Source organism: Hungatella sp. (genome assembly GCF_046966825.1).
In genome coordinates this window covers 65,618-92,137 of sequence record NZ_JBKVCZ010000008.1, presented here as the reverse complement: position 1 = coordinate 92,137, position 26,520 = coordinate 65,618, and the positions used below count along the sequence as shown (strand labels likewise).

The 26,520-nt window shown below is 44.2% G+C and carries 21 protein-coding genes and 1 pseudogene; 13 read left to right on the top strand and 9 right to left on the bottom strand.

Going from position 1 to position 26,520, the window contains the following annotated elements:
- Positions 1-1,388, top strand: a 1,388-nt coding sequence (gene tnpC, locus ACLTD4_RS04480; RefSeq protein WP_412331149.1) for an IS66 family transposase, incomplete at its 5' end; no start/stop codon positions are given.
- A gap of 422 nt (positions 1,389-1,810) precedes the next feature.
- Here the strand turns inward: tnpC and ACLTD4_RS04475 are convergent.
- The 5 genes from ACLTD4_RS04475 to ACLTD4_RS04455 form a co-directional block, all read right to left on the bottom strand.
- Positions 1,811-3,682 carry a DUF4422 domain-containing protein gene (locus ACLTD4_RS04475; protein WP_117622804.1) on the bottom strand — a complete coding sequence of 624 codons (1,872 nt, stop codon included), beginning with the start codon at positions 3,680-3,682 and terminating at the stop codon, positions 1,811-1,813.
- Positions 3,683-3,699: 17 nt separating this feature from the next.
- On the bottom strand, positions 3,700-4,800 hold the full coding sequence (gene glf / locus ACLTD4_RS04470; protein ID WP_117622805.1) for a UDP-galactopyranose mutase: 1,101 nt from the start codon (positions 4,798-4,800) through the stop codon (positions 3,700-3,702).
- Positions 4,801-4,811: 11 nt separating this feature from the next.
- Positions 4,812-5,723 (bottom strand): NAD-dependent epimerase/dehydratase family protein, encoded by a 912-nt coding sequence (locus ACLTD4_RS04465; RefSeq protein ID WP_117622806.1) that lies wholly within the window; start codon positions 5,721-5,723, stop codon positions 4,812-4,814.
- Between the two features lie 1,032 nt (positions 5,724-6,755).
- Positions 6,756-7,280: a sigma-70 family RNA polymerase sigma factor gene (locus ACLTD4_RS04460; protein WP_117622807.1), complete on the bottom strand. Its 525-nt coding sequence runs from the start codon at positions 7,278-7,280 to the stop codon at positions 6,756-6,758.
- A gap of 7 nt (positions 7,281-7,287) precedes the next feature.
- Positions 7,288-7,452: a hypothetical protein gene (locus tag ACLTD4_RS04455; RefSeq protein WP_181988004.1), complete on the bottom strand. Its 165-nt coding sequence runs from the start codon at positions 7,450-7,452 to the stop codon at positions 7,288-7,290.
- Positions 7,453-7,752: 300 nt separating this feature from the next.
- On the opposite strand from ACLTD4_RS04455, the gene ACLTD4_RS04450 reads away from it, so the two are divergent.
- The gene (locus ACLTD4_RS04450; protein WP_117622808.1) at positions 7,753-9,483 is read left to right on the top strand and encodes a phage tail sheath family protein; all 1,731 of its coding nucleotides are present in this window, start codon (positions 7,753-7,755) and stop codon (positions 9,481-9,483) included.
- Between the two features lie 1,004 nt (positions 9,484-10,487).
- Here the strand turns inward: ACLTD4_RS04450 and ACLTD4_RS04445 are convergent.
- Positions 10,488-10,892 (bottom strand): hypothetical protein, encoded by a 405-nt coding sequence (locus ACLTD4_RS04445; RefSeq protein WP_181991276.1) that lies wholly within the window; start codon positions 10,890-10,892, stop codon positions 10,488-10,490.
- A gap of 96 nt (positions 10,893-10,988) precedes the next feature.
- Entirely contained in the window at positions 10,989-11,264 is a 276-nt protein-coding gene (locus tag ACLTD4_RS04440; protein ID WP_117632806.1) for a hypothetical protein, read from the bottom strand.
- A gap of 190 nt (positions 11,265-11,454) precedes the next feature.
- Here ACLTD4_RS04440 and ACLTD4_RS04435 point away from each other — a divergent pair, with 190 nt between their 5' ends.
- Positions 11,455-11,604: a hypothetical protein gene (locus tag ACLTD4_RS04435; RefSeq protein ID WP_002601597.1), complete on the top strand. Its 150-nt coding sequence runs from the start codon at positions 11,455-11,457 to the stop codon at positions 11,602-11,604.
- A gap of 51 nt (positions 11,605-11,655) precedes the next feature.
- Here ACLTD4_RS04435 and ACLTD4_RS04430 read toward each other — a convergent pair whose 3' ends face one another.
- Together ACLTD4_RS04430 and ACLTD4_RS04425 are read right to left on the bottom strand one after the other, a co-directional pair.
- The gene (locus ACLTD4_RS04430; RefSeq protein WP_002601596.1) at positions 11,656-12,099 is read right to left on the bottom strand and encodes a hypothetical protein; all 444 of its coding nucleotides are present in this window, start codon (positions 12,097-12,099) and stop codon (positions 11,656-11,658) included.
- A 290-nt stretch (positions 12,100-12,389) separates the two neighbouring features.
- On the bottom strand, positions 12,390-13,748 hold the full coding sequence (locus tag ACLTD4_RS04425) for an N-acetylmuramoyl-L-alanine amidase family protein (RefSeq protein ID WP_117622810.1): 1,359 nt from the start codon (positions 13,746-13,748) through the stop codon (positions 12,390-12,392).
- A 139-nt stretch (positions 13,749-13,887) separates the two neighbouring features.
- Here ACLTD4_RS04425 and ACLTD4_RS04420 point away from each other — a divergent pair, with 139 nt between their 5' ends.
- The 10 genes and pseudogenes from ACLTD4_RS04420 to ACLTD4_RS04375 form a co-directional block, all read left to right on the top strand.
- On the top strand, positions 13,888-14,697 hold the full coding sequence (locus ACLTD4_RS04420) for a tyrosine-type recombinase/integrase (protein WP_002601594.1): 810 nt from the start codon (positions 13,888-13,890) through the stop codon (positions 14,695-14,697).
- A gap of 224 nt (positions 14,698-14,921) precedes the next feature.
- On the top strand, positions 14,922-16,985 hold the full coding sequence (locus ACLTD4_RS04415; protein WP_117622811.1) for a thiamine pyrophosphate-binding protein: 2,064 nt from the start codon (positions 14,922-14,924) through the stop codon (positions 16,983-16,985).
- Positions 16,986-17,040: 55 nt separating this feature from the next.
- Positions 17,041-18,009, top strand: coding sequence for an NAD-dependent epimerase/dehydratase family protein (locus ACLTD4_RS04410; protein WP_117622812.1), 969 nt, complete (start codon positions 17,041-17,043; stop codon positions 18,007-18,009).
- Between the two features lie 20 nt (positions 18,010-18,029).
- Positions 18,030-19,280, top strand: a complete 1,251-nt coding sequence (locus ACLTD4_RS04405) for a class I SAM-dependent methyltransferase (RefSeq protein WP_117622813.1) — start codon at positions 18,030-18,032, stop codon at positions 19,278-19,280.
- A gap of 25 nt (positions 19,281-19,305) precedes the next feature.
- On the top strand, positions 19,306-20,259 hold the full coding sequence (locus tag ACLTD4_RS04400; RefSeq protein WP_002601590.1) for an NAD-dependent epimerase/dehydratase family protein: 954 nt from the start codon (positions 19,306-19,308) through the stop codon (positions 20,257-20,259).
- Positions 20,246-21,274 carry a glycosyltransferase family 2 protein gene (locus ACLTD4_RS04395; protein WP_002601589.1) on the top strand — a complete coding sequence of 343 codons (1,029 nt, stop codon included), beginning with the start codon at positions 20,246-20,248 and terminating at the stop codon, positions 21,272-21,274. The genes ACLTD4_RS04400 and ACLTD4_RS04395 overlap by 14 nt, the downstream gene beginning before the upstream one ends.
- Positions 21,271-23,463 carry a glycosyltransferase family 2 protein gene (locus tag ACLTD4_RS04390; RefSeq protein WP_117622814.1) on the top strand — a complete coding sequence of 731 codons (2,193 nt, stop codon included), beginning with the start codon at positions 21,271-21,273 and terminating at the stop codon, positions 23,461-23,463. Before ACLTD4_RS04395 ends, ACLTD4_RS04390 begins: the two co-directional genes overlap by 4 nt.
- A gap of 1 nt (position 23,464) precedes the next feature.
- On the top strand, positions 23,465-24,454 hold the full coding sequence (locus tag ACLTD4_RS04385; protein WP_117622815.1) for a glycosyltransferase family 2 protein: 990 nt from the start codon (positions 23,465-23,467) through the stop codon (positions 24,452-24,454).
- Between the two features lie 101 nt (positions 24,455-24,555).
- Positions 24,556-25,974 carry an undecaprenyl-phosphate glucose phosphotransferase gene (locus ACLTD4_RS04380; RefSeq protein ID WP_002601586.1) on the top strand — a complete coding sequence of 473 codons (1,419 nt, stop codon included), beginning with the start codon at positions 24,556-24,558 and terminating at the stop codon, positions 25,972-25,974.
- 43 nt (positions 25,975-26,017) lie between these two features.
- Positions 26,018-26,520: pseudogene (locus ACLTD4_RS04375) on the top strand (hypothetical protein); the annotation flags it as partial.

Below are 26,520 nucleotides of genomic sequence, written 5' to 3'. Positions count from 1 at the left end.
ATTCCGGGGAAGAACCAATTCCGGAACTCATTGAACCGGAGTTTATCGAAGTGAACGCCAGCAAACGAGGGCGTAAGCCCAAAGCGAACTATGACGAGATGTTCGCAAATCTGCCAATCTATTATGAAGAGGTGGATACACTGACAGACGAAGAAAAACAGTGTCCTGCCTGTGGAACCATGATGGTTCCGATCGGCCATGAAGAAATCAGGACAGAGCTGCGTTACACCAAAGCAAAGCTGGAACGTATTGTGTACGTTGCAACCACGTATGGCTACCCTGTCTGCAAGGATACGGAAGTCCCACAGTTTATCAAGGATGAAGGAGTTGCGGCACTAATCCCTGGAGGCTATGCCTCATCATCCCTTGTGTCACACATCATGTATGAAAAGTATGCAGATGCGCTTCCGCTGTATCGACAGGAAAAAGGATTTGAACTCCTTGGAGTCAGCATCAGCAGAACGACCATGGCGGGTTGGATTATCACCTGTTCCCGGAATTATCTGAAACCCGTGTATGACTACTTTCACCGTGAGTTACTGAAACGACATTTCCTGATGGCAGATGAAACACCCATCCAGATCTTAAATGAACCTGGCCGGAGACCGCAGAGTAAGTCCTATGTCTGGCTGATGCGTTCCGGAGAAGACAGGCTGCCGCCCATCATCCTGTACCATTATTCAGAGACGCGTGCCGGAGAACATGCGGCGGACTTCCTGAAAGGAATCGCGGATGGAACGAATGTCATGGCTGATGGTTACAGTGGTTATAACAAGCTGAAAAATATCCGAAGATGCTGTTGTTACGCCCATATCCGGAGATATCTGATCGAAGCCATTCCAACCGGCCATGATAAGGACTACAGCCATCCGGCAGTTCAAGGCGTTCTGTATTGTAACAAGCTGTTTGAGTATGAACGCAGCTATAAGGAAAAGGAATTGTCTTATATGCAGGTTTACAAACGCCGCCAGAAGGATCAGAAGCCTGTAGTGGAAGGTTTCATGCGCTGGCTGGATGCGCAGCGTTCAGAAAAGGGAAGCCGCATGGATCGGGCAGTGACTTATATCCGAAATCGAAAAGACACGCTGATGACATATCTCGAAGATGGACGCTGCAGCCTGAGCAATAATCCATCGGAGAATTCAATCAGACCGCTAACCTTAGGCCGCAAGAACTGGCTGTTCAGCGACAGCCAGGATGGTGCAAATGCGAGTATGGTAGTTTATACCATGGTAGAGATGGCGAAAGTGCATGGGCTGCACCCATACAACTATCTGCAATACCTGCTCGACAGCCGCCCAGGCAAAGATACTACCGATGCAGAATTTCAAGATCTCGCACCGTGGAGCGAAAAAGCCAGGATAGAATGTAACAAAAAATCAGAGTAAAACGCTCGCAACCCTGACATCACATGTTGGTGCCAGGGTAGATGTGTTGGGATACCCTAACATTTGGCGCTTACCATAAATCTGAGATAATAGACTGACTCACCAAGTAAAAAAGTAAATGCTCAACTTTATTAATCTCCTAAGGTGGGGGATAGTCTATTAAATTCTACAACATCTTTAGTTGCGCATCAGTACTGATTTCGTGATTGGGCAGAGCAAATCTGCGAATATAACGAACGCTTCAGCAGTCATACTGTTAAGGAGTGGTGCAGTTAGCATAAGATAACTGTCTCTAATTATTACCGTTTAAAGTTTTTAAGGCATATCTTGAAAATTTTCAGGAAGACCTAGCATATAAAAGTGGACCTATGTCAATATTTTGGACAAAAAAAGTATTGACATAGGTCCAGTTAAACTATTTATTAATTAAGAGCAATTATTTTTTTTATACCATATTTTACTGTGTATAAAAATCCATGGTCTCTAATACATCTTAAACACCCCTTTGCTTTATTGCTAAGAGATCTATGTTTTAAAGGTTGAATCCCAGAACTACATAATACAAAAGAAAAATGTTCTAATAATAAATGATAGACGTCTAAGGTTCTAGCAATATTCCAATATGCTATATTAATTTTAGATCCATTCAAACTTCCTAAACAACTTGGATTATAACTTATTAAAAAAGCTTTATTCTCATTAGCATTATATTTATTATATAAGTTTAATGGAGCTTGTTTGATAACTCGAGTTTCATTAATATCTTCGGTATAGTAATAAAGCAATTCATAACATTCTAAAAACATTTTCTTTTGAAAAATGATATTTAATTCTTCAGAAATAGATAATTTTTTATTTTGTCCAATGTTATTAAGCTGATTGAGCATTTTTAAAGGTTGCATAGTCTGCCTAATTTGAGATAAGTTCATAATAAATGCCCGATAATCTAGTAAATTATTCTTGTCTTCAATTTTTAAATCGTCTACAAGAAATTTTTCATATTTATCAGAGACATCATTTGCCATACCTATCATTAAGATATCTTTACAACCTATTATTAACTGGTCGTTTAAACTGATAGTATTAAGATTTTTAATATTTTGATTAAATAGGATATTCCAGTTAAAACAGGCTACACTATTATACTCACTTAATATCCATGGAAGCAATATACGAGAATCTGCAGGATACAAATGACGTTCTTTAAGAGTATCATAGATATTGCATAAGTTAATATAGGAAACCCGTATATTAGTATAGTCATAAAATTGTTCATCAAAAAGTTTAATAAAATTAGAGGATATATTCCAATGTAAAATTATAATATCATATTGTTCTGCTTTATAAATATTATTTAGTAATGATTTTATTGTAACTAAGAATAAAAAAGGAGGAATATTATCAATATTAAATACTATTGGAATATTATTTGTTTTTATGGGGTTAATCTGAGTATTTTTTAAAGTATTTTCAAAGTATAGTAGTTGAACTTCTGATAATCTTAAGTTCGGCTTTTCTTTTATTAATTTATAAAAGTATATACAAGAAAGTATTTCTCCCATAAAGCCAGGCATTCTAGCCATTTGTTGGTTATAATTAGACATATCAATCCTATTTTCAAGTTCTTTCAATACACTGAATTCAAAATCACATAATTCAAAAAAGTATTCTTTTTTAAGGATAAAACAGTTATATCCCCAAAAAAAAGACTGATTTAAAAATTCATTTGCAATAGAAAAATATTGAGGAAATTTTTCAGATATAATATCCAGTAATATCTGTAAATCTTCTCCATTCATAAAAAGTCTGTTATGGCCTTCAAAATGTTTATAGACATTCTGTTGTTTTCCAATAGGTGTAGGTAAAGTACTTAAATTTTGCTTACATGGTAAGATACAATCAAATTTTTCAATATATGCTTGCATAGATCTATCGTTGTCTAGTTGATACATATGCGCTGTAGTATCATTTAATACTTTTATATAAATTTGACCTCTTCCACTTGGATCATTACTGGTATATTTTTTATTTGTCAAAGACAGAAAACGCCTATAATGACAGAAACCATAATAATCCGCTTTTATATTCTTCCAAGCCCAATATTGCGTGGTTAATTCACAATAAGCCTTATTTTTTTTTGATATATTATCTCCTGTATTATCTGGTACAAAAGAATCAGATAATGGTTTTGTTTGATAATCTGCACCTGCTACCACATTAATCATAAGATTGTTATTTATAATTTCATCCTCTTTATTTGGAATGTGTGTAACAAATATTTTAATATTGCACATAAAGTTTAAGTCCTTTACTATTTAATTTCTTTTTCTATTAAGTGTAATGCTGCTTCTATAACTTTATCCATATCATAATATTTATATTCACCTAAACGACCTGCAAATACTACATTAGGTGTATTTTCTGCTAATTCCTTATATTTTTGATAAAGACATGAATTTTTTTCATCATTAATAGGATAATACGGTTCATCGCCAGGCTTCCATTCTCTTGAATATTCAAAAGAAACAACAGTTTTAGGTTGGCAGCCAAATTCAAAATGTTTATGTTCAATTATTCTTGTATATGGTATATCACGTTCTGTAAAGCTCATAACAGCACATCCTTGATAGTTATCGCATTCTAATACTTTTGTATCAAACATAACAGAACGATATTCTAAAACACCAAGTTGATAATCAAAATACTCGTCAATTATTCCAGTATAGATTGTTTTTTCAGCTATATTAGGATTTTCTTTAATAAAATCCTTATACTCAGTTTTAAGTAATACATCAGAAGTTGATAGCATTTTTTTAATAATTGGATTATAACCTCCAATAGGTATTCCTTGATATCTGTCAAAATAATAATTATTATTATATGTAAATCGTAATGGTAATCTTTTTATTATAAATGCGGGAAGATCTTTTGCATCACGTCCCCATTGTTTTTCAACATATCCTTTTATTAAACGTTCAAATATATCGGGTCCCACTAACGAAATTGCCTGTTCTTCTAAATTTTTTGGTATTTTGATATCTAACTTTTTTATTTGATTATTAATTATATTTCGAGCTTCATTTGGATATTTAATCCCCCAGATTTTACTAAATGTATTCATGTTAAACGGAAGATTGTAAACTTGGTCTTTGTAACATGCCATTGTAGTTAATACAAAGTTATTAAATTCTGAAAACTGATTAACATAATCCCATATTGCTTTATTGGAAGTGTGAAAAATATGTGCACCATAGGTATGTACATTAATACCCTCAATACTTTCACAAAAACAATTTCCCGCAATATGTTTTCTGCGATCAATGACTAAACATTTTTTTCCTGCTTTAGAAGCTTCATGGGCGAAAACAGCTCCAAATAATCCTGCACCAACTATTAAATAATCATATTTCATTTTTTTACCTCTTATATTAAATTTTGTAAATATTTATAATACTTTGTAATGCCTTCCTCTATTTCAATACATTGTTCCTTACATACAGATAAAATTTTAGTATTATTTAATATTATTGCAGGAACATCTACAGATCTAGCAGGTAAATATTTTACAGATATATCTGGAACCATTTTATGTATTATTTTGATGATCTCATTCTGAGATACTCCTGAATTTGAACTAATATTAAAAACAGATTCTTTGCCTTCATAGTAAATTAATGAAGCGAGCATGTGACATACATCATCAATATATATATAATCTCTTATAACTGTTCCATCTCCCCAAATTTCAATGGTTTGATTGTGTATTGCTCGTTTTAAAGCTGCATCAATAAATCCCACTCCCTTGGAATAATCCTGACCAGGACCATATGGGTTGGCAATTCTCGCTATAATAACGTTAGTATTAAATTGCTTATTAAATGTTCTGAAGGTGTTTTCGATGCAAAGTTTTAAATTACCATAATGATTTATAGGTATAGCCAAAGTTTCTTCGTCAATTGGCATATGAGTTTGAAAACCGTACACTGTTCCTCCAGAAGATAAATAGATTATTTTAAAATGATACTGCTTAGAAAGATCACACAGCTTTACCGATTGAAGAAAATCATGTGTATATCCTTGCATATATTTATTATTTGAATTGCCTGGATTTATTGTACTTATTGCATGGAAAACTACATCAACATCTTTTAAATATGGAATTAAATCATCATCTTGAAAAAAATCGCCTTTAACGTAAGTTATTTTTGTCGATTCACGGAAACCATAATCCATATCAAATGATATAACGTCATGTCCCATAGAGCTTATATATGTACATAAATTTTTTCCTATAAATCCGTTTCCACCTAAAACTAGTATTTTCATATTTTTCATGTGACTTTTTTAATTATTATCACATATACTCCTTCCTTTTATTAAATGCTAATAATTATGCATACTTCCTATAATCGGTATTATGTACTGTAAAAAAATGTTTTGGCAGCTCTAAAAAATATAAAACCAGACAATTAATTTAGAAATCATTTGTATACCAGATTTTGATTGAGGATTTTGTAGATAGGTAAGCAGGACAATTAGAATAGAGACTGGATTGGAGAGATAAATAAGTTGATTGTGATATGTTAAAAAATTCGTTAGACATTGTATATAATTTCATATCAGACAAAGAATACAATAATATAGAGAATAGTTAAGAGACAAGAAGCAGTTGATTTATGTAAAATCAGCTTACATAAATATTTTCAGGTATCTTATGATGACCAATCTAAAGGCCTGGAATAAATAAATTCGGGCCTTTAGATATAAACAAAATTAAGTGAATATTATTCTTATACTCCTTCTGTCTTTCATAAACTACCCATTATTAAGAAGGCTGGTGTCTTCAGATGTGTGTACTATAGTGGCAACCGGAATTTTTACTTTCATTCTCAAGGCTGCAGTGTTATAACGGTTATTTTTGATTGTCGGGTCTTTTGTGTAATAGTTTTTCCGGGATAAATGCCTTTCGCTTGGTTCATATCGACAGCTTCTGAAGTGGTGATGTAGGTACCAGTTGGTTTTTCGCTATTCCAGCCACCTTTATAGAGGTTATAAGATCCTTATTGTGAATATACTCCATTCTTCATACAGGGTGTGTGTAGATGACATTTCCAGTGCGAAGCTTCGGTTTCATACCGCTGCTTAAAACAGCGTAAATGTTCATACCTCAGGCCTGCGGAACAAAGAAAATCATAATGGCCGTAAGGGATAAATGCAGCAAAAAATTGGAGATAACGGTTAACCGCCAATCTAGAAATGGCCGCACAGCATGTGGGTACAACATAGGGAACAGTCCTTTCTGAATTGTGGCACACCTTTGTATATATGGCAGGCAATGGTAAGTTAAAAAGTGAAAGAGTTACATTATTAATCTAAGGACAGAAATTTCTGCTCGAAATAAAGTCTTAATTTCTTTAAAATTTTTTTATGACGATATTGTAAAGTGGTAAATGGAATTCCCGTTTTCTGAGCTATTTTGCGCAGTGAATTATCTAGATAATAAATGTGTGCCAGCAGTTCTTTATCTTCTTTATTCAGTGTGTTTAATGCCTGTTTTAACTCGTTTATCAGGAGGTCGCGTTCAGCCTGATGTTCTACAGGATTTCGGTCTTTTTCTGCAAATAATTCACTTCCGTTTAAGCCTTCTCCATCCAGAGCATCGTAGGAGAAGACGCCATTCCGAATATCCCCTTCCCTGAAATAACGATCCTTTCGCTCCCCATGCTGCCAAATCTTATAGATTTCCTCGCTGACAGGAATATTTTGCTGTTCGATTTTAATGTAATATTTTATAATGATCCCCTTCTTTCTTGGTTGTGCAAATAAAACAGGAGAAAACGGGTCCGGCGCTGTGGCCTTTTCGTTTTCTCCTGCTATTTGGTAATGAATCATTCCTTTGCTAGGTAGTTTTTTCTGTAGTTGTTTTCTGAGTATCCGGTTCGATTAAATGGATGTGCTGTACTTTTTTACAGCGCGGGCACTTGATCTCAATGGTTCCGGCGGTCGGCGGTTTAATGTCAAACAGGCGATGATGGCATACCGGACAATAGATTATATGATTCATAAGTCTCCCTCCTTCGGAATCGAACATACGTTCTAATTCTAAAATATCAAATTTTTTAGATTATGTCAATACCGGAATAAAAAAACTAAACCAGAATATAAACTAATTTAAAAGGCGGATGAAAACATTCATGATCTATAGGAACAATACCACATTTCAAAAAATACATTGTTAATTACAATGGAAAAATTTATAATAGAATTACACTTATAAAAAATTGATTAATATGTAGAAGAAATAAACACCTGATAACCAGACGGGAAAAGCAAAAACAGTAAAATATTAAGAAGGGAGAAGACTATGGCGGAGTATTTATCACCTGGAGTATACGTGGAGGAATTTGATTCAGGGGTGGTACCTGTGGAAGGGGTCAGCACCAGTATCGCCGGTTTTATTGGGGTGGCGGAGAAAGGACCGGTCGGAGGCGTACCGCGGATGGCGACTAATTTTTCGGATTTCAAACAGATTTATGGAACTTATCTTTCCGAAAGGGAAGCCTGTAATTATCGTTTTCTGGCTTATGCGGTAGAGCATTTTTTTATCAATGGAGGGTCCCGCTGTTTTGTTACCAGGGTTGTGCCGGCGGACGCATCTTGTGCGAAGGGAGCTGTACCAAATACTGGAGAGTCCATTCTGAAGTTTACAGCCAGTAATCCGGGGGCGTGGGGGAATGGGCTGAATATAGTTATATCTCCTTCGAGCAAGGCAAGGACTCAGGTCTTTGACGTGCTGGAGGCGGCAGAGGGGAAGCGGTACTCGGTCAAAAATAGTGCCGGATTTTTTGATGGTGATATTGTAGCGTTTTCAGATGGAAATACTACGGTTTATAATCGGGTGGTGGAGAGTAAAGACAATGTTATTTCTTTTGAACATGAATTTGAAGTGGATGTAACGGATAAGAATCTATTGCCGGATAAGATTATATCCACCTGTGAGTTCGGGCTGGAGGTCAGGTCCGGTGATTCCGTAGAAATCTACGAGAATCTTTCATTTAATAGTAATATTCCACAGTTTGTGGAAGCACAGGTTTCAAAATCAGATCTGATTTGTGTGGAATATGTTGGTAAAGGAAAGGAAAAACTTCGACCACCATTTGAATGTCTTGCGTCTTCCGTTCAGGATACCGTGACGGTTAAGCTTTCAGGCGGCACGAATGGTAATATTCTGAACATGGAGGCTTCCGATTTTATTGGAAATGACCATGGGGCCGGAAATCGAACCGGAATTCAGGCATTTCTGGACAACGATATGGTCTCAGTTATTGCCGTTCCTGGTGTCACAGATCAGAAGGTCCAGCGTTCTCTGACTGCTCAGTGTGAACGAAAGAACAGATTTGCGGTTCTCGATATTCCACGGGAGGCAAAGGCGGTACAGGACATCATCAGGCACAGGGAAAATCTTGATACATCCTATGCGGCTTTCTATCATCCATGGGTGATGGTGTTTGACCCCCTCGATAAGAAAAATATAGCAATTCCTCCTTCCGGATCTGTGATGGGAATCTATGCCCGCAGTGACAATTCCCGCGGCGTCTATAAAGCACCCGCCAATGAAGTGCTTCGGGCTTGTGTGGGACTGGATGTGCAGTTTGACAAAGGTGAACAGGACATTTTGAATCCCAAGGGGGTAAATTTGATCCGGCGGTTCCCAGGTCAGGGAATTCGGGTATGGGGAGCAAGAACTGCAGGCAGCGATGGAACGTGGAAATATATCAACGTGCGCAGACTTTTTATATTTTTAGAGGAATCCATAAAGAAAAATACGGACTGGGTAGTATTTGAAGAAAATAACGAAGAGCTATGGATGCGGGTACAAAGAATAATAGAAGTGTTTCTGAGGGAGGTATGGAGAAGCGGCGGCCTGGCCGGATCATCTCCGGAAGAGGCATTTTATGTAAATATTGGGCGTGACACCATGACACAGGAAGAAATTGATAATGGACACCTGATTTGTATCATTGGCGTGGCTCCAGTGAAGCCAGCTGAGTTTATAATATTCAGGATTACTCAGAATACCGCATCTGCACAGTGAAGATTTTAAGAAGAAGGAACAATAGCGGCTGGCGATTCAGGATTAAAATTCAGTCATGTATACGCGGCCGGCTAAGGACGAAAGGGCTCACAATGCCATTATATTGTAGAAGAGGTCAAGGGGGCGTGCCAGGCAGAAAATGGTTTCGCAGCGGCAGAAGAGTTGACAAGAATTTTTGCAGAAGCAGATTGTGAGGAACTGACGGATACTCATATGTATGCTATATGCGGACAAAATTGAATGAAAAATACAAACAATTACACGCGGTATGAAGTAAAGAAATGTGAAAGAAAGATAATGAGAATAATCGACAGTTTAGGTGTTTTGCTGATTAACAGATTGGTTGTATCTGACGGATAATCATTGTTACAATAATAGACAGCAACTGGCTTATAAAATGTATATGAGTATTTTATAGATAGTGTTGCAGAAGGAATGTATATTGAGGGGAGGAGGCTGGGACGGTAATAGAATGCAACAATGTTTATGTGTTCTATTACCGGACAGACCTATAAAACGGATATTTTGAGTCGTATTACAGATTTGGAAGGAAGACTTAAATGACTTGTTTAGCTTCTATAACGGTTTTCTTCTATAACAAGGAAATAATTGTCATTCAATAAAAAATAAGCAGAGAGAGGCGGTGGAACAGGTATGAAGATAGAATAAAGAGTTATATTGGAAAGATAATGTACGACTGTCGAAAAAAATATAGAGATCTTAATTGACGATATGGTTTGGGTCAGTTAGGGAACGGAGGGGGCGGATGAGTTATAAAGTCTCCTTTCATAATTCACAGAGGTGTCCTCTGTTGGAGGACAAATGGTTGAGATAGATATAGCTTTAAATGTGGAACTGACAAGTAAGAGCAGTTTTAAAAGTGTATAATAAAAATGAAAAGTGATTATTAACCGTTTGAATGCACCAAAATAACATGGAAAGATACGCCTGGAGAATACATAAAAGAGGCATGGAGTAAAGTATGAGATCGGAACGCAAAAGTATTAAGTATTCAAGTGAATTAATTTAGAAATATAAGAATTATAAAAGATATAGCAATAAAAATGCATCAAAAATATTATCAGGAATTCTATTAGGAAATGCATCGGAAACGATATTAGGGAATCAATCAATGGATAAATCAGAGGATCAATCAGGAAATCAATCAGGAAATCAATCAGAGAATCAATCAGGAAATCAATCAGAGGATCAATCAGGAAATCAATCAGGAAATCAATCAGAGGATCAATCAGGAAATCAATCAGAGGATCAATCAGGAAATTAATAAGGAAATCAAACAGAAAATTAATAAGGAAATCAAACAGAAAATTAATCAGGAAATCAATCAGAAAATCAATCAAGATATCAATCAGAGGATCAACCAGAAAATCAATCAGAAAATGTATCAAAAAGCATACTCAAAAACCACATCAAAAAATTCTACCACAAACAATATCACCACTTACATCAACCACCCCACCAAAAACCACATCACATCTCCCTCTCTACCGCTCTTCCCCCTCCCCCTCAATCACAATCTCATCAAAATATCCACATGCCCGCAGTACCCAAAGGGCCTCTTTGATGACCCGTTCGTCGCCGGCGGCGTGCAGGATAATGCGGTGGTTCTCGAAGCGGTTTTCCAAAATGTTTTTTAGGGCGCCGGGGCGGTAGGAGGCTCTGGGGACCATACCGTAGCAGGCCTGCTGCACATTTTTTGCAGGTGGGTTTGGATCGATGAGAATAATTTTGTCGAAATCGTAAATGACATCGTTTTTCATATATCTGGTACTTCCTTTCGGAGAAGATGGATACATATGGTACTGCTGATTTTTTTTGACTTAACCGTGTGTTTATTGACTTTTTGTGAGGCTGCCGTTTTGTCGAATATTGCGATATGTTTTGCTTTTCAAACGGCCGGAAACGTCTTATAGTGGTTACAAGAAAAGCAAAAAAAGGAGGGTTTTCCACATGACTGATACTGAAAAGATGAGGTTCATGGAAATGGAGAATATGAGGTTAATGGAAGAAAATGTTAAGCTGCGCAGAGTGATATCGAAATTAAATCAGACACTTAACAGACTGATCGAACATTACATAAGTTCTGACAGGATCGCATGACCGAGGGTATTGGGGAGTGCCCCGCACTCCCAATAAAACTCTCTGTTATCGCTATTCCGGATTTTCGGAGTTACCGGCGCCGCCGGAAGCTTTTTCACCAGATGGTGGAATAGGAGGCTTGCCGGCCGGTTCGATTCCTTTGTTTTTACGCACCAGATCCCAGATTGTCTGATGCATCCATTCAACGGTCTCGTTCAGCTTTTTATTTTCGGCTTCCAGTTCGACGATGCGATCGCTCATGCGGGCGATGACCTCCCGGTTATTATAGGCCTTGTGTGGCGCCATCAGGCGTTTGACGTAAGGAGAAGAAGCAGAAATAATCTGTTTCGACAGTAAATCGTCCCGCTCTTCACAGCTTAAATCCATAAAGTCCTGAAAACTGATGGACAAAGGTACCATGTCCACGGAGCATTTGGGACATACCGCATTTTTAGGAAGCTGGTAATATCCATAATACCCGCATTTCGAACAATAGTACACGGAAAGCTCTCTCATAGCGTCCTCCTTTTTTGCTTTTCCTGCCAAAATGGCAGTACTCTTCTATATATATAACGCAAAATAAAGAAAATTATAACGCGAAATATCGCCTTTTTGTAGAAATATCCAAAATTTTATGTTTTATTAACACTATTGCTCTAAATATGGAGCAAAAAATGCATTTTTGCGGTTTTTAGTTTTAAACGTAAGAACTGCGTACACTCATCCCTGATGCAGTAAAAAAACAGACTGCCCCAAGGGGCAGCCTGCCGGTTTGAACGGATGAAACTTTTGTTACTTTCTATGCATTACTGGATAATGCCGTTTACGTCGACAACCCAGGTCTTGCCGTTAGAATCTTTATAATCTTTGAAGCCATTTCCAAGTTCCGGCTTTGTAGCGGATTTGGAGGAAGAGGACGCCTTCTGGATGGAACCGCTTGTGTTCACCAGATACTGGTTTCCGTCGTAATTCATCGGAGCCAGTCTTAAATCAGAGTCTGCGTCTTTTCTTAAACCATACTCGTACAGTGTGTTGTCACGGATCCCGTGGAAGCCCTGGCCCTTTCTGGAGCCGTCGGTATAGAAGAACCATGTCTGATTCTCATCTAAATCTTCATTGTAAATAACCTGCTTGCCGGTTCTCATAACGCCATCCTCTGCGAAGTAGAAGTTGGCAATTTCTCCATCTTCCAGATTGACAACCTTTAAACCAGTCTGCATTTCACCCTTTGTATTAAACGCATATTTCTTAGACTCTACAGTGAATAACTGAAGTCCGTTATCTGCATGGTACGGCTTACCGTTCTTGAAGTAGAAGTTATAAAGTTCGCCTTCTGCGCTAATGCCTTCCACGCCCTCGATGGTTCTCCATCCGGTTACGCGTTTTCCATTTTCCGGCTCATAGTACTGATATCCGGCCACGGTGGTTGCTGTATTTTCTGCAGCATCGGAAGGTGTTGCATTTTCTGCATTCTCTTCTGCAGGAAGCTTAAACCATCCTGTCTGCATCACGCCGTCTACGAAGGTATAGTAGTCGCCGCTGATCTTTTTATCGACCTGATTTTCTACCATTTTTCCGTTTGTGTCAAAATAGTACCAGGAATGGGTCATCTCAGGATCGTCGCTTTCGTTCTCCAGCTGAATCCAGCCAGTCTTCATCACGCCGTCGTCTGTTTCGCCCAGGTAGTATGTCGCGTTATCGATTTCTACCTTTCCTGTCATCATCTGTCCGTCTTCGTTGAAATAATACCAGCTTTCGCCGATCTTCTGCCATTTGGCGATTGCGGCCTTGCCGTTCTTTCCGTAATAGTACCAGTGGTACTCGGCAGCGTCAGGGGAGTCCCATGCGTCTTCATTTTCAATGGAGATCCACTGGTCCATAACCCGTTTGCCGGTTTCATCAACGTAATATTCATCAATTTGTGCATTTGTGGCGATTTCGCCTTCTTCATTTAAGTAATACCAGTCTTCGCCGCGCTTCTTCCAGGTGTCTGTTAAGAAGTAATCGTCCTCTTCATAATATTTGAAGGAACCGTTTTCTTCTACCCAGCCGATTGTTTTTGCATATGCGGTGGAAGACCCGCCGGTGAAGCCCATCTCTGGAGCTGCTACGGTCATTACTGCCGCAGCGGATAATACAGCCATCATTTTTAAATTCTTTTTCATAAAAAATTTCTCTCCTTTTTTCTCACTTTGATTTGTCGTGGCCGAAAATCCATAGTTGCATTACTCTGCGATTATAACGTACGCTAGGTGGGTAGCGAAAGTGTGGGTTGATGGCAGATATGGAAGGAGATAACAGAACATGGAGATGGATGTAGAATTTGAGGGGTTCCTCCGTAGAAGCAATCTGGCCGATAATACGATAAAAGCCTATGTATACGCGGTGAAACAGTATTGCGGCCGGTATGACAGAGTGACGAAAAGTAATCTCCAAAAATACAAACTGTTCCTGCTTGAAAACTACAAACCGAAAACCGTGAACCTGCGGATAAGGGCAGTAAACTGTTATCTGGAAGCAATCGGCAAGGAAAAACTGGCATTATCTTCTGTCAAGGTACAACAGAAGACGTATCTGGAAAATGTAATCAGCGACGCAGATTATATGTATTTTAAGGAGTGCTTAAGAAGGGACGGGGAATGGTTCTGGTATTTTGTCATCCGTTTCATGGCCGCCACAGGAGCCAGGGTGAGCGAACTGGTTCAGATTAAGGCGGAACATGTGCAGACGGGCTACTTGGATCTCTATTCCAAGGGCGGGAAAATTCGGCGTATTTACATACCGAGCGCCCTGCGGGAAGAGGCTATGCAGTGGATTAAATACCGTGGAATCGAGAGCGGTTTTCTTTTTTTAAACCGTTCGGGAGACCGTATCACCACGAGGGGAATTGCCGGGCAGCTGAAGAAATTTGCCGCCCGGTACGGGATCCCCGTGGAGGTGGTCTATCCCCATTCCTTTCGCCACCGGTTCGCGAAGAATTTCCTGGAAAAATTCTCAGACATCGCGCTTCTGGCCGACTTAATGGGGCATGAAAGCATCGAGACAACGAGGATTTACTTGAGAAGGACGAGTTCCGAACAACAGCAGATTGTAGACCAGGTAGTAGACTGGTGAGAAAAGGGGGTAAAAAGTAAGAAAAACTTCAATATGCATTTTATAAGGGGTGTGGTATACTATGAGTACTTAGCGAGGTATTTTCGAGCTTAGTACGAATGCACACCTGGACACTTAATGAGGTATTTCACGAGTTTAGTGACCATGGTGTACTATGAGTACTTAGCGAGGTAATTCGTACCTAGACAGACAATTATTATTTTTTTATGTAAGGAGAATCCATCATGCGAATGAAAGTATCCAATTACATCTCCCAAAAACTTGTGGATTTTGGTATCACACAGGTATTTACCGTGACCGGAGGCGGAGCGATGCACTTAAATGATGCACTGGGGCATCAGGAGGGACTTACCTGCCTTTATAATCATCACGAGCAGGCATGCGCCATCGCGGCAGAGTGTTATGCGCGGGTTCAGGGACGCATAGCAGCTGTCTGTGTTACGACAGGCCCGGGGGGCACCAATGCCATCACCGGGGTTGTAGGGGGATGGCTGGACTCCATACCCATGCTGGTATTATCCGGACAGGTTCGATACGACACGACGGCAAGGTGGTCGGGAGTGGGAATCAGAGCCATGGGAGACCAGGAGTTTGACATCACGAAGGCGATCGACTGTATGACAAAGTACAGCGAGATGGTCATCGACCCCATGAGAATTCGCTACTGCCTGGAGAAGGCCATCTATCTGGCCTATTCCGGCCGCCCGGGTCCGGCGTGGCTTGACATTCCGCTGAACGTTCAGGGCGCTTATATTGAGACAGAGGAACTGATCGGTTTCTCACCGGAAGATTATGAAGCGGGAGGCGATGGCTGGGCCGTGCCTTCCGATTGTCACGGTGATTCGTGCGGTGAGCGTGTGAGCGATTGTCCAAAGATAGAGGCCGACAATGCGGGGCAGGGCGAGAAGCGTCAGGTGCTTCCGCCATCCGTAACGCGGGAAACGGCAAGAGAAATTATTAAAAAGATTAAAAACTCCGAACGGCCTGTTATCAACGCAGGAAATGGAATCCGAATCGGACATGCCTTTGATGTCTTTTCCAGAGTCGTGGAAAAGCTTGGCGTTCCTGTCGTGACCGGCTGGGACAGCGAGGACTGTATGCCTGATGATCACCCGCTCTACACGGGCCGCGGCGGCGGTATGGGAGACCGCGCGGGCAATTTTGCCATACAGAACAGTGACCTGGTTTTATCTCTCGGAAGCCGCTTAAGCATCCGCCAGGTGGGATATAATTACAGTACATGGGCGAGAGCTGCCTATACCATTGTCAACGACATTGATCCGGAAGAGCTGAAGAAGCCATCCGTTCACATCGACATGGCGGTCCATGCGGATGTGAAGGATTTGCTGGAACAGCTGGAGCTGGTTCTGGATGAAGAGTACGGAGCCGGACAGCCTGTGTTTACCGGCGGCACCGGACTTAAAGACAGAACATGGACGGAGACCTGCCGCATGTGGAAGGAGAAATATCCGGTTGTCCTTCCGAAGCATTTTGACCACGGGGAAGACGAAGACGCCAATGTCTATGCGTTCATGAAGGAAATGAGCAACCGTCTGAATGAAGAACAGGTGATCGTTGTAGGCAACGGTTCCGCCTGCGTTGTCGGCGGGCATGCGTGTATCATAAAGAAGGGGCAGCGGTTTATCTCGAACTCAGCCATCGCCTCCATGGGATACGATTTGCCGGCGGCCATCGGGGCCTGTATGGCCGTGCAGGAAGGCTATGTGCAGGAAAACGGTGCGCAGGAAGGCCGTATGCAGGAACGGGATGCGCAGGAAGGCCACATGCAGCACCCCGTATCGCAGCTCACCGGCAGCGATATTATCCTGGTCACCGGCGACGGCAGCATTCAGATGAATCTTCAGGAGCTTCAGACGATCATTCATCACCGGATGCCGATCAAGATCTTTTTGATCAACAATGGCGGCTACCATTCGATCCGGCAGACGCAGAAAAATTTCTTCGGCGAGCCGTTGGTGGGAATCGGTGTGGACAGCCACGACTTAAGCTTCCCGGATATGGAGAAGCTGGCGGGCGCCTACGGTTATCCTTACTGCAGGGCATGCCATAACGGAGAACTGGTGCCGGCCATTGAGACAGCCCTCCGGACGGACGGTCCTGTGATCTGTGAGATCTTTGTGAGCCGCGATCAGAATTTTGAACCGAAATCAGCCGCGAAACGCCTTCCCGACGGAACCATGGTGTCTCCGCCGCTGGAAGATTTGTCTCCATTCCTTCCGGATGAGGAGATGGATGAGAATATGATGATTCCGCGGATCAGGGAATGATGAAACAGTGATCAATGAGCAGCAAAAGTGTGAAGAATAAGGAGACGTTTAAACGTTGAATATTGTAGTGACGGGCGCGACGAGTTTTATCGGCGCGCCCATGGTTGACAAACTGATCGGAATGGGACATGATGTCTACGCAGTCGTGCGTCCTGCGTCAAAGAATATCGCAAGGCTCGATACGGGAAGGGAACGCCTCCATGTGATTGAGATGAATTTAGAGGAGGCCGACCGCCTGGACGGCGCAATTTTGGTGCCGTGCGAGGCATTTTTTCATTTTGGCTGGGATGGCGCAGGCAGTGAAAACCGGATGAACCGGGACGTGCAGCAGAAGAACGCGGCAGACTCCCTGAAAGCGCTGGAAGGCGCGAGAAAGCTGGGCTGCCGGACCTTTCTGTTCAGCGGTTCCCAGGCGGAGTACGGGATCCACCGGGAAGCGATGACGGAAGACACTCCGCTAATTCCCGTATCGGAATATGGGAAAGCGAAGGTGGATTTTGGCAGGCAGGCCATGGAAGCGGCCGGCCGCTGGAGACAGGAAGCCTGTGATTGGCACGGTGACTCGTGCGCAGAGCGTGCGAGTGATCATTTCCGGTTCATTCATGCCAGAATTTTCAGCATCTACGGACCGGGAGATCATCCGTGGTCCCTGGTGGAAAGCTGTCTTAAGACATTTCCGGCAGGGGGATACCTTTCTCTTGGCGAATGCACGCAGATGTGGAATTTTCTGTATCTGGACGACTTGCTGGAAGCGCTCACCGCCCTTTGGTTAAGCGGCGCGGAAGGAATCTTTAATGTCGCGGGAGAGAGTGGGGAGACGAGGCCTTTAAGAGAGTATGTCCGTCTGATGTATGAGGCATGCGGCTGTCATGGAAGCTACAGCTACGGCAGGCGGCCTCAGAATGCGGAAGGGCCGGCCAACCTGATCCCGGACGTGAAAAAGCTGATGGAAGCGACAGACTGGAGGCAGGAAATAGCCTTTCAGGAGGGAATACAGCGTCTGCTCCAAAGAAAAAATATTTGACAAACAGGAGTTTTTATGGTATGAGAGATAAGATTTGTATTGCATGCGGGAAATCACTTCCGAAACGGCCGCTGATTGTTCTGGATGGCATGCCGGCCTCCGCACAGGATATCCCTGATGCGGAAGGAAGAAATGAGGACAAAGGGATTTCCCTGCATCTGCACCAGTGCGATTTCTGCGGTCTGGTGCAGTTTGACTGTGAGCCTGTCGGCTATTATAAGGACGTCATCCGCTCCGGCGGATTTTCCACCACCATGGTGAATCTGCGCAGAAGACAGTACGGAGCTCTGATTGAGACGTATCATTTAGAAGGAAAGAAATTCATTGAGGCCGGATGCGGTCAGGGAGAATTCTTGTCCGTACTCACGGAGTTTCCGGTGGAGGCTTATGGCATTGAGCATAAGGCAGACCTGGTGGAGCTGGCGAGGAGCCGGGGCTTAAAGGTCTGGAGACAGTTTACGGAAGATGAGAATACGGTTCTGGAGAATACGGAAGACGGCTGTCACGGGCCTTACGATGTATTTCTGTCCTTTAATTTCCTGGAGCATCAGGCCCATCCGGTCCGGATGCTGAAATGTCTTTATAACAATCTGACGGAAGGCGGTTTGGGACTTCTGACCGTTCCGAGTCTGGAATACATTTTAAAATACGACGGATATTATGAGCTGATTCGTGATCATCTCGCCTATTACACCTTCGACACCCTGCGTTTTGTGCTTGCGGAGGCAGGCTTCGAAGTGCTGGAAGAGGAGATGGTGAACCGGGATACGCTGTCGGTGGTTGTAAGAAAACGGCCGGTGACGGAGGGCGTCGAGACGGAAGTTAGGATGTCTGGAAAGACTGAGGACGCGGATCACGTTGGAGAAGATTCGGAAATCTGCGGCATTTCCTCAGCTATTGCAGGCTTTGCGGAGAGCCGCCAGGAGTTGAATCTGGAAGTGAACCGCATTTTAAATCAGTTTGATGAGACCGGCCGGACACTCGCGATCTGGGGAGCCAGCCATCAGGGATTTACCCTGGCGGCGACCACCGGGCTTAAGGACCGTGCGAAATACATGATCGATTCGGCGCCGTTTAAGCAGGGGCGCTTTGCTCCGGCATCTCACATTCCCATCGTAGCTCCGGATCATTTTGAAAAAGAGCCTGTGGATGGCATACTTATCGTAGCTCCGGGATATACGGAGGAGATTGCGGGAATCATAAGAGAAAGATTTGGAAGCAATGTGGAAATTATGACCCTGCGGAGCAGACATATTGAGAAAAAGTTGTGAATAACCAAAGGAGCGTATTACGTTTATGGAGAATATCGTCATCACCGGGGCTACCGGATTTTTAGGGAGCCATCTGGCCCAGTGGTTTCTGGAGCAGGGAGACCGGGTCTATGCCCTGGTACGGCCGGGATCGGCTAAATTACAGTATTTACCGGAGCACAGGAATTTGATTCCCGTGTACGGAACCATGGAAGAGGCGGCGGACTGCGTGGAAGAAATCGGCCATGCGGATGCGTGGTTTCATTTCGCCTGGGGCGGGGTGAACCGGGAAGAGATTGACTCGCCGGAGGTTCAGGCGGGGAATATAAGAGGCTCTCTGGCCTGTGTGGAAGCGGCGCACCGTCTGGGATGCCGCGTATTCATGGATGCGGGCTCCCGGGTGGAATACGGAGTGATCGAAGATGGCCGCGGTGTGATGACGGAAGAGATGGAATGCAGTCCTGTCAATGAATACGGGAAGGCCAAGCTGGAATTTTTCCGGCAGGCAGTGCCGGTCTGTGAAAGGTATGGCATGAATTTCTGCCATCTGCGATTCTTCAGCGTTTATGGGTACGGGGACCATCCGTGGTCCATCATATCCACGCTTGTGAGGGAACTGCCGCGTGGAGGCCGGGTGAGTTTAAGCGCCTGCCGCCACGAATGGAATTTTATGTACATCGATGATGCCGTGGAGGCGGTGGGCCGCCTGTATGAGCAGGTGAAGGACAAGCCCTGCAAAAAGGGCGCGGCAGTCAATATTGCCAGCCGTGACACAAGGGTACTCAAATCTTTTGTGGAAGAGGTTTTTGAACTTGCCGGAAAGCGCGGAACGCTGGAGTTCGGCACCTTTGTTCAGGCAAAGGAAGGCGCGCTGTCCATACGTCCGGATGTCAGCCGCATGGAGGCCATGACGGACGGATTTAAAGAGCGCTATACGTTTGGCCGCGGCATTACGGAAATGATAAAGAGAGAAATGGAGCACCAGGATGAAGAAAATTAGCGTATTGATTCCATGTTACAATGAGGAGGAGAATGTCGTACCGATCAGCGAGGCGGTCATTAAAACGCTTCAGAAGGACCTTCCGGAGTACGATTACGAACTTGTTTTCATCGACAATGACTCGCAGGATCATACAAGGAGCTTAATCAGACAGCTGTGTGATGAGAATCCGAAGATTAAGGCGATCTTCAATGCACGGAATTTCGGGCAGTTTAACTCCCCGTATTACGGGATGCTTCAGATCACGGGAGACTGCGTGATCGAGATGGTAGCGGATTTCCAGGACCCGGTGGAGCTGATTCCGCAGTACGTTCATGAGTGGGAAAAGGGATATAAAATTGTCATAGGAATCAAGACCAGCAGCAAGGAAAACCGGCTGATGTACTGGCTGCGGGGCTGTTACTATAAGATGATGAAGAAGCTGTCTGACGTGGAGCAGATCGAGCAGTTTACCGGTTCCGGTCTGTATGACAGGGATTTTATCGAAGTGCTGCGGAATCTGGACGATCCGACCCCGTTCCTCAGAGGTATCGTCGCGGAACTCGGTTTCAAGATCAAACAGATTCCCTATGAGCAGCCAAAACGGCGGGCGGGTGAGACGAAAAATCATTTTTACCAGCTTTACGATGCGGCAATGCTCAGCATTACTTCCTATACGAAGGCGGGACTTCGTCTGGCGACTATTTTCGGAAGCATCTGTTCTCTCATCAGCATGGTGGTGGCTGTGGTCTATCTGGTCATGAAGCTGATGTACTGGGACCGTTTTCCGGCAGGTATGGCGCCGGTGCTCATAGGCATGTGTTTCCTCGGGTCCGTGCAGATCTTCTTTATCGGCCTTATGGGAGAATACATTCTGTCCATCAATGCTAGGGTGATGAAGCGGCCGCTCGTCATTGAGGAAGAGAGACTTAATTTTGCGGTGGGAAATGCGGCGGAAAAAGAGGAAGACGGCCTGGAAAACTGTGAGGACGCGGACCTTTTCGCGGCTTCCTTAGAGGATGGAGAGAACGTATGAAATACAAGATCGATGTGGCGCGTATCCGCGAAAATTCAATCGTATTAAATGGCTGGGTGATCGGAAGCAGTCCGGAGGCAGAGGTTTTATTCACTGTCCAGGATGAGAATCAGAAGAACGTGGAGTTTAAGTACGTTCCGGTGCGCCGCGATGACGTCAGCCAGAACTATTTTAAGACCGTATATGAGAAGGACTTCGGATTTGATATCCGCATTCCTTATGTGAGAGATGATAACGAGGACCGTTTTCTGGTGATTCGGTGTGACGGAAAGACCTCCAGGGTGAAGCTGAACACGGAGATCATCGAGAAGCACAACAGCTCCGCGCATAAGAAGCACGCGAAGCTAAAGAGTATGATGAATAAGGAGACGCTCCATTCGGCAATCGAGTTCTGGAAGGAAAACGGCTTAAAAGCGTTTCTTTTGAAGTCGAGCCACAAGCTTCAGGGGATTGACAGTGATTACGATTATCCGGAATGGTACCAGCTGACAAAGACGACTGACGAAGAGCTGGAGGCGCAGAAATCGATGGAATTCGATTATATGCCAAAGCTGTCCGTGGTGATTCCGGCTTACAAGACGCCGGAGCGGTATCTGGCAGCCATGCTGGATTCCTTAAGGGCACAGACCTATAAGCACTGGGAGGTCTGCGTGGCGGACGGAAGCCCCAGAGGCGAGAGCGCGGAGCGCGTGCTTAAGCGGTATGCCATGAAGGACGAGAGAATCCGCTACGTGGTTCTGGGTGAAAATAAGGGAATCGCGGGAAATACCAACGCTGCCATTGATATGGCGAAGGGCGATTTCATCGTTCTGGCCGATCACGACGACACGCTGGCGCCGGATGCGCTGTTTGAGTGTGTGAAGGCGATCAACCGTGATCCGGAGATCGACGTGGTCTATACGGATGAGGATAAGCTGGATATTGACGGCGGGGAATTGTTTGAGCCGCATTTCAAGCCTGATTTTAATCCGGATCTGCTGACGAGTGTGAACTATATCTGCCATTTATTCGTGGTAAACCGGGAATTATTAGATGAGGTCGGGGGCTTTTTAGAAGAGTTTGACGGAGCCCAGGATTACGACTTCATTTTCCGCTGCACGGAGAAGGCCAGAAAGATTTACCATGTGCCGAAGGCGCTGTATCACTGGCGCTGCCATCAGAATTCCACCTCCAGCAATCCGGAGAGCAAGCTCTACGCCTTCGAGGCGGGGGCACGGGCTATTCAGGCTCATTATGAACGCATGGGAATCCGGGCGCTGTCTGTGGAAAAGGGCGTGGACTACGGAATCTACCATACGAAATTCGAGATAACCGGGAGTCCTCTGGTCTCAGTCATCATTCCGAACAAGGATCATACCGCGGATCTCGATGTCTGCATGCGTTCCCTGATTGAGAAGGGCACCTATAAAAATCTGGAATTCATCATCGTGGAGAACAACAGCACGGAACCGGAGACATTCCAATATTATGAGCGGATTCAGAAAGAGTTTGATTTCATACATGTGGTAAAATGGGAGCGGGAATTCAACTATTCCGCAATTAATAATTTCGGTGTGACGGCGGCCTCGGGAGAGTATCTCCTGTTCTTAAACAATGATACGGAGCTGATTAATCCCGAGAGCATTGAGGAGCTGCTGGGCTTCTGTCAGAGAGATGACGTGGGAATCGTGGGAGCCAGACTTCTCTATTCCGACGATACGATTCAGCATGCGGGAGTGGTCGTGGGATTCGGCGGCATCGCCGGTCATACCTTTATCGGCCTTCACCGGGCGGAGAGCAGCTATTTCAACAGGGCTATGTGTGCCCAGGATTACAGCGCGGTGACAGCGGCCTGCATGATGAGCAAGAAATCGCTGTTTGAAAAGGCTGGCGGCTTCGCGGAGGAGTTAGCCGTAGCGTTTAATGATATCGATTACTGTATGAAGATCCGGTCCCTGGGCAAGCTTGTGGTATATGCGCCGTATGCGCTTTTCTACCACTATGAGTCCAAATCGCGGGGGCTGGAGGATACGCCGGAGAAGGTGGAACGGTTTAACCGGGAGATTAAGCTGTTTGCGGACAGGTGGCCGGATATTTTAAAGGACGGAGATCCATATTACAATCCCAACTTGACGCTTCGCAAATCCAACTTTGCCTTACGCGACCTGCGCAAGGAGAAAATCGGGGAGCCTTATCGGCTGGAGGTATGAGATGGCAGGTAAAGTAACAGTCGTTATTCCAAACTATAATGGCCTTAAATTTATGGAACCGTGTTTTGCAGCCCTGGAGGCACAGAGTGAGAAAGACTTTGATGTGCTGGTGGTGGACAACGGTTCGACGGATGGAAGCGTGGAATGGCTGAAGGAGAGTGGAATTCCTTCGGTATTTCTTCCTGAGAATATTGGATTTCCGGGCGCGGTCAATATTGGCATCAAAAAAGCTGAGACGCCCTACGTCATCCTGTTAAATAACGATACGGAGCCGAAGCCGGATTATATCCGGGAAATGATCCGGATGATCGAGCGGTCTCCGAAGATATTTTCTGTGAGCAGCCGGATCATCCAGCTGCATCATAAGGAGCTGATGGACGATGCTGGGGACATGTACAGCCTGCTCGGCTGGGCGTTCCAGAGGGGCGTCGGACAGCCGGTTGCCGGATATAAAAAGCCCTGCCGGGTGTTTGCGGCCTGCGCGGCGGCGGCGATCTACCGGAGGGAAGTCTTCGAGGAGATTGGATACTTTGACGAGTCGCATTTTGCCTATCTGGAGGATGTTGATGTCGGCTACCGGGCGCGGATCTACGGATACGACAATGTTTACTGCCCTGCCGCAGAGCTTTACCACGTGGGAAGCGGAACCAGCGGTTCCAAGTACAATTCCTTTAAGGTAAAACTGGCGGCGAGAAACAATCTCTATTTGAATTATAAGAACATGCCGCTTCTTCAGCTGCTGTTTAATCTGCCGTTCCTTTTGATTGGGACCGGTATTAAATACCTGTTTTTCAAAAAAATGGGCTTTGCTGCCGATTACGCGGAAGGCTTTTCTGAGGGAATTAAGACCCTGGGAAAATGTAAAAAAGTGCCGTTCCGGGCAGAACATATCGGGAATTATCTGCAGATTGAATGGGAACTTTTTACCGGCACACTTCTCTATGTATGGGAATTTCTCAAGAGAAGATTAAAAAAACTTACGGCGATTTAAGAATTATTTAATGGCATCATGGTACATTATCATGTATAATATACGAGAAATTATCATGGACAAGTTAGGTTTTCGTCGTACGACAGGAAGGTTATGCTGCTATGATAAAGGACAATCAGAAAAAACTGAACGGATTTCATGTAGTGCTGGATGGGCTGGTTATTATCGCCTCCTATGCGCTGGCGTGGTTTATCCTGCTTATGGGAAACCGGTTATTCAGCCCTGAAAAGAAGCTGCTGGCACCGCAGTATTATTTTGCTGCGCTCATCATAATCGTACCGGGATATCTGCTGCTTTACGGCATATTCCACCTCTATGCGCCGAAACGGGTGCAGCAGAGACGATATGAGTTTGCCAATATCTGTAAGGCCAATCTTATTGGGTTTCTGCTTGTTACCATGGTCTTGTTTCTTCTTAACAAGAATCCATACTTTTGGAACTTCTCGAAGAGAATGGTATTTTATTTCTTCGCGATTAACATCATACTGGAAACGCTGGAGCGGAATCTGATCCGTTACGTACTTCATTCCATGCGTTCCAAGGGTTATAATCAGAAGCATATTCTGCTCATTGGTTACAGCCGCGCCGCGGAAGGCTTTATCGACCGGGTGCAGCAGAATCAGGAGTGGGGCTATCAGGTCAAGGGCATCCTGGATGACCATAAGGAATGGGGAACCGAGTATAAGTCGATCCATGTGATCGGCACGGTGAGCGATTTGGATGAGATCCTGGCGCTCAATTCTCTCGATGAGATTGCCATCACGCTGAGCATTGACGAATATGCAAACCTGGAAAAAATCGTGGCTTCCTGTGAAAAATCAGGCGTCCATACCAAATTTATTCCCGATTATAATAATATCATACCGACCCGTCCCTATACGGAGGATTTACAGGGGCTGCCGGTTATCAACATCAGGCACGTGCCGCTGACCGATCCGGTCAACGCCATCATGAAGCGGATTGTTGATATCTTCGGCGCCATTGTTGCGCTTGTGCTGTTTTCACCGGTGATGCTGGTGACGGCCGTGCTTATCAAGCTGACTTCCCCGGGACCGCTGATCTACAGCCAGGAACGGGTGGGACTTCATAACAGACCATTTAAGATGTACAAGTTCCGGTCCATGGTGGTTCAGGCGCCTTCTGAGGAGAAGAGCAAATGGACGACGCCCCACGATTCGCGTGTGACACCGGTCGGCCGGTTTATCAGAAAGACCAGTATTGATGAGATGCCTCAGTTTTTCAACGTTCTGATGGGCGATATGAGCCTGGTGGGACCGAGACCTGAGCGTCCGCTGTTTGTAGAGAAGTTTAAAGAGGAGATACCGCGGTATATGATTAAGCATCAGGTCCGTCCGGGAATTACCGGCTGGGCGCAGGTCAACGGCTACCGTGGAGATACCTCCATCACGAAACGAATCGAGCACGATTTATATTACATCGAGAACTGGACCCTTGGATTTGATTTTAAGATTTTGTTTCTTACTGTGTTCAAAGGGTTTATCAATAAAAATGCGTACTGAGTAATGTCCGGTACAGCAGGCACCAGAGGATGAGGTTATTTACATGAGCAAGGAATACGATGATGAGTTAGACCGCGCTTCCGGCCCGAATGGGCGGAGCAGGGCCAGAAACAGTGAACACGGAACTTCGGAAGATGCTTACTATCTGGATGATGACTTAAGTACCGCAGGATATAGCGATGCGGACGGTGACACATATGGAAGACAGCAGACGGGAAGACCCATGGGCCGCCCGTCTGAGAGTGCGCAGGGAAATGGCCGGCCTTCCGCAGGTACCGGCAGAGCATCGGGAAACGGCGGACCGCAGGGCGGGAACACCAGAATGCAGGGCAACAGCGGAATGCAGGGCGGCAGCGCCAGAACAGCAGGAAGTGCCGGTGCGCAGGGTGGAAGCTCCAGAGCCGCAGGAAATGGCGGAATGCAGGCAGGAAACTCCAGAGCCGCAGGAAATAGCGGAATGCAGGGAGGAAACTCCAGGGCCGCAGGAAATAGCGGAATGCAGGGAGGAAACTCCAGGGCCGCAGGAAACGGCGGAATGCAGGGAGG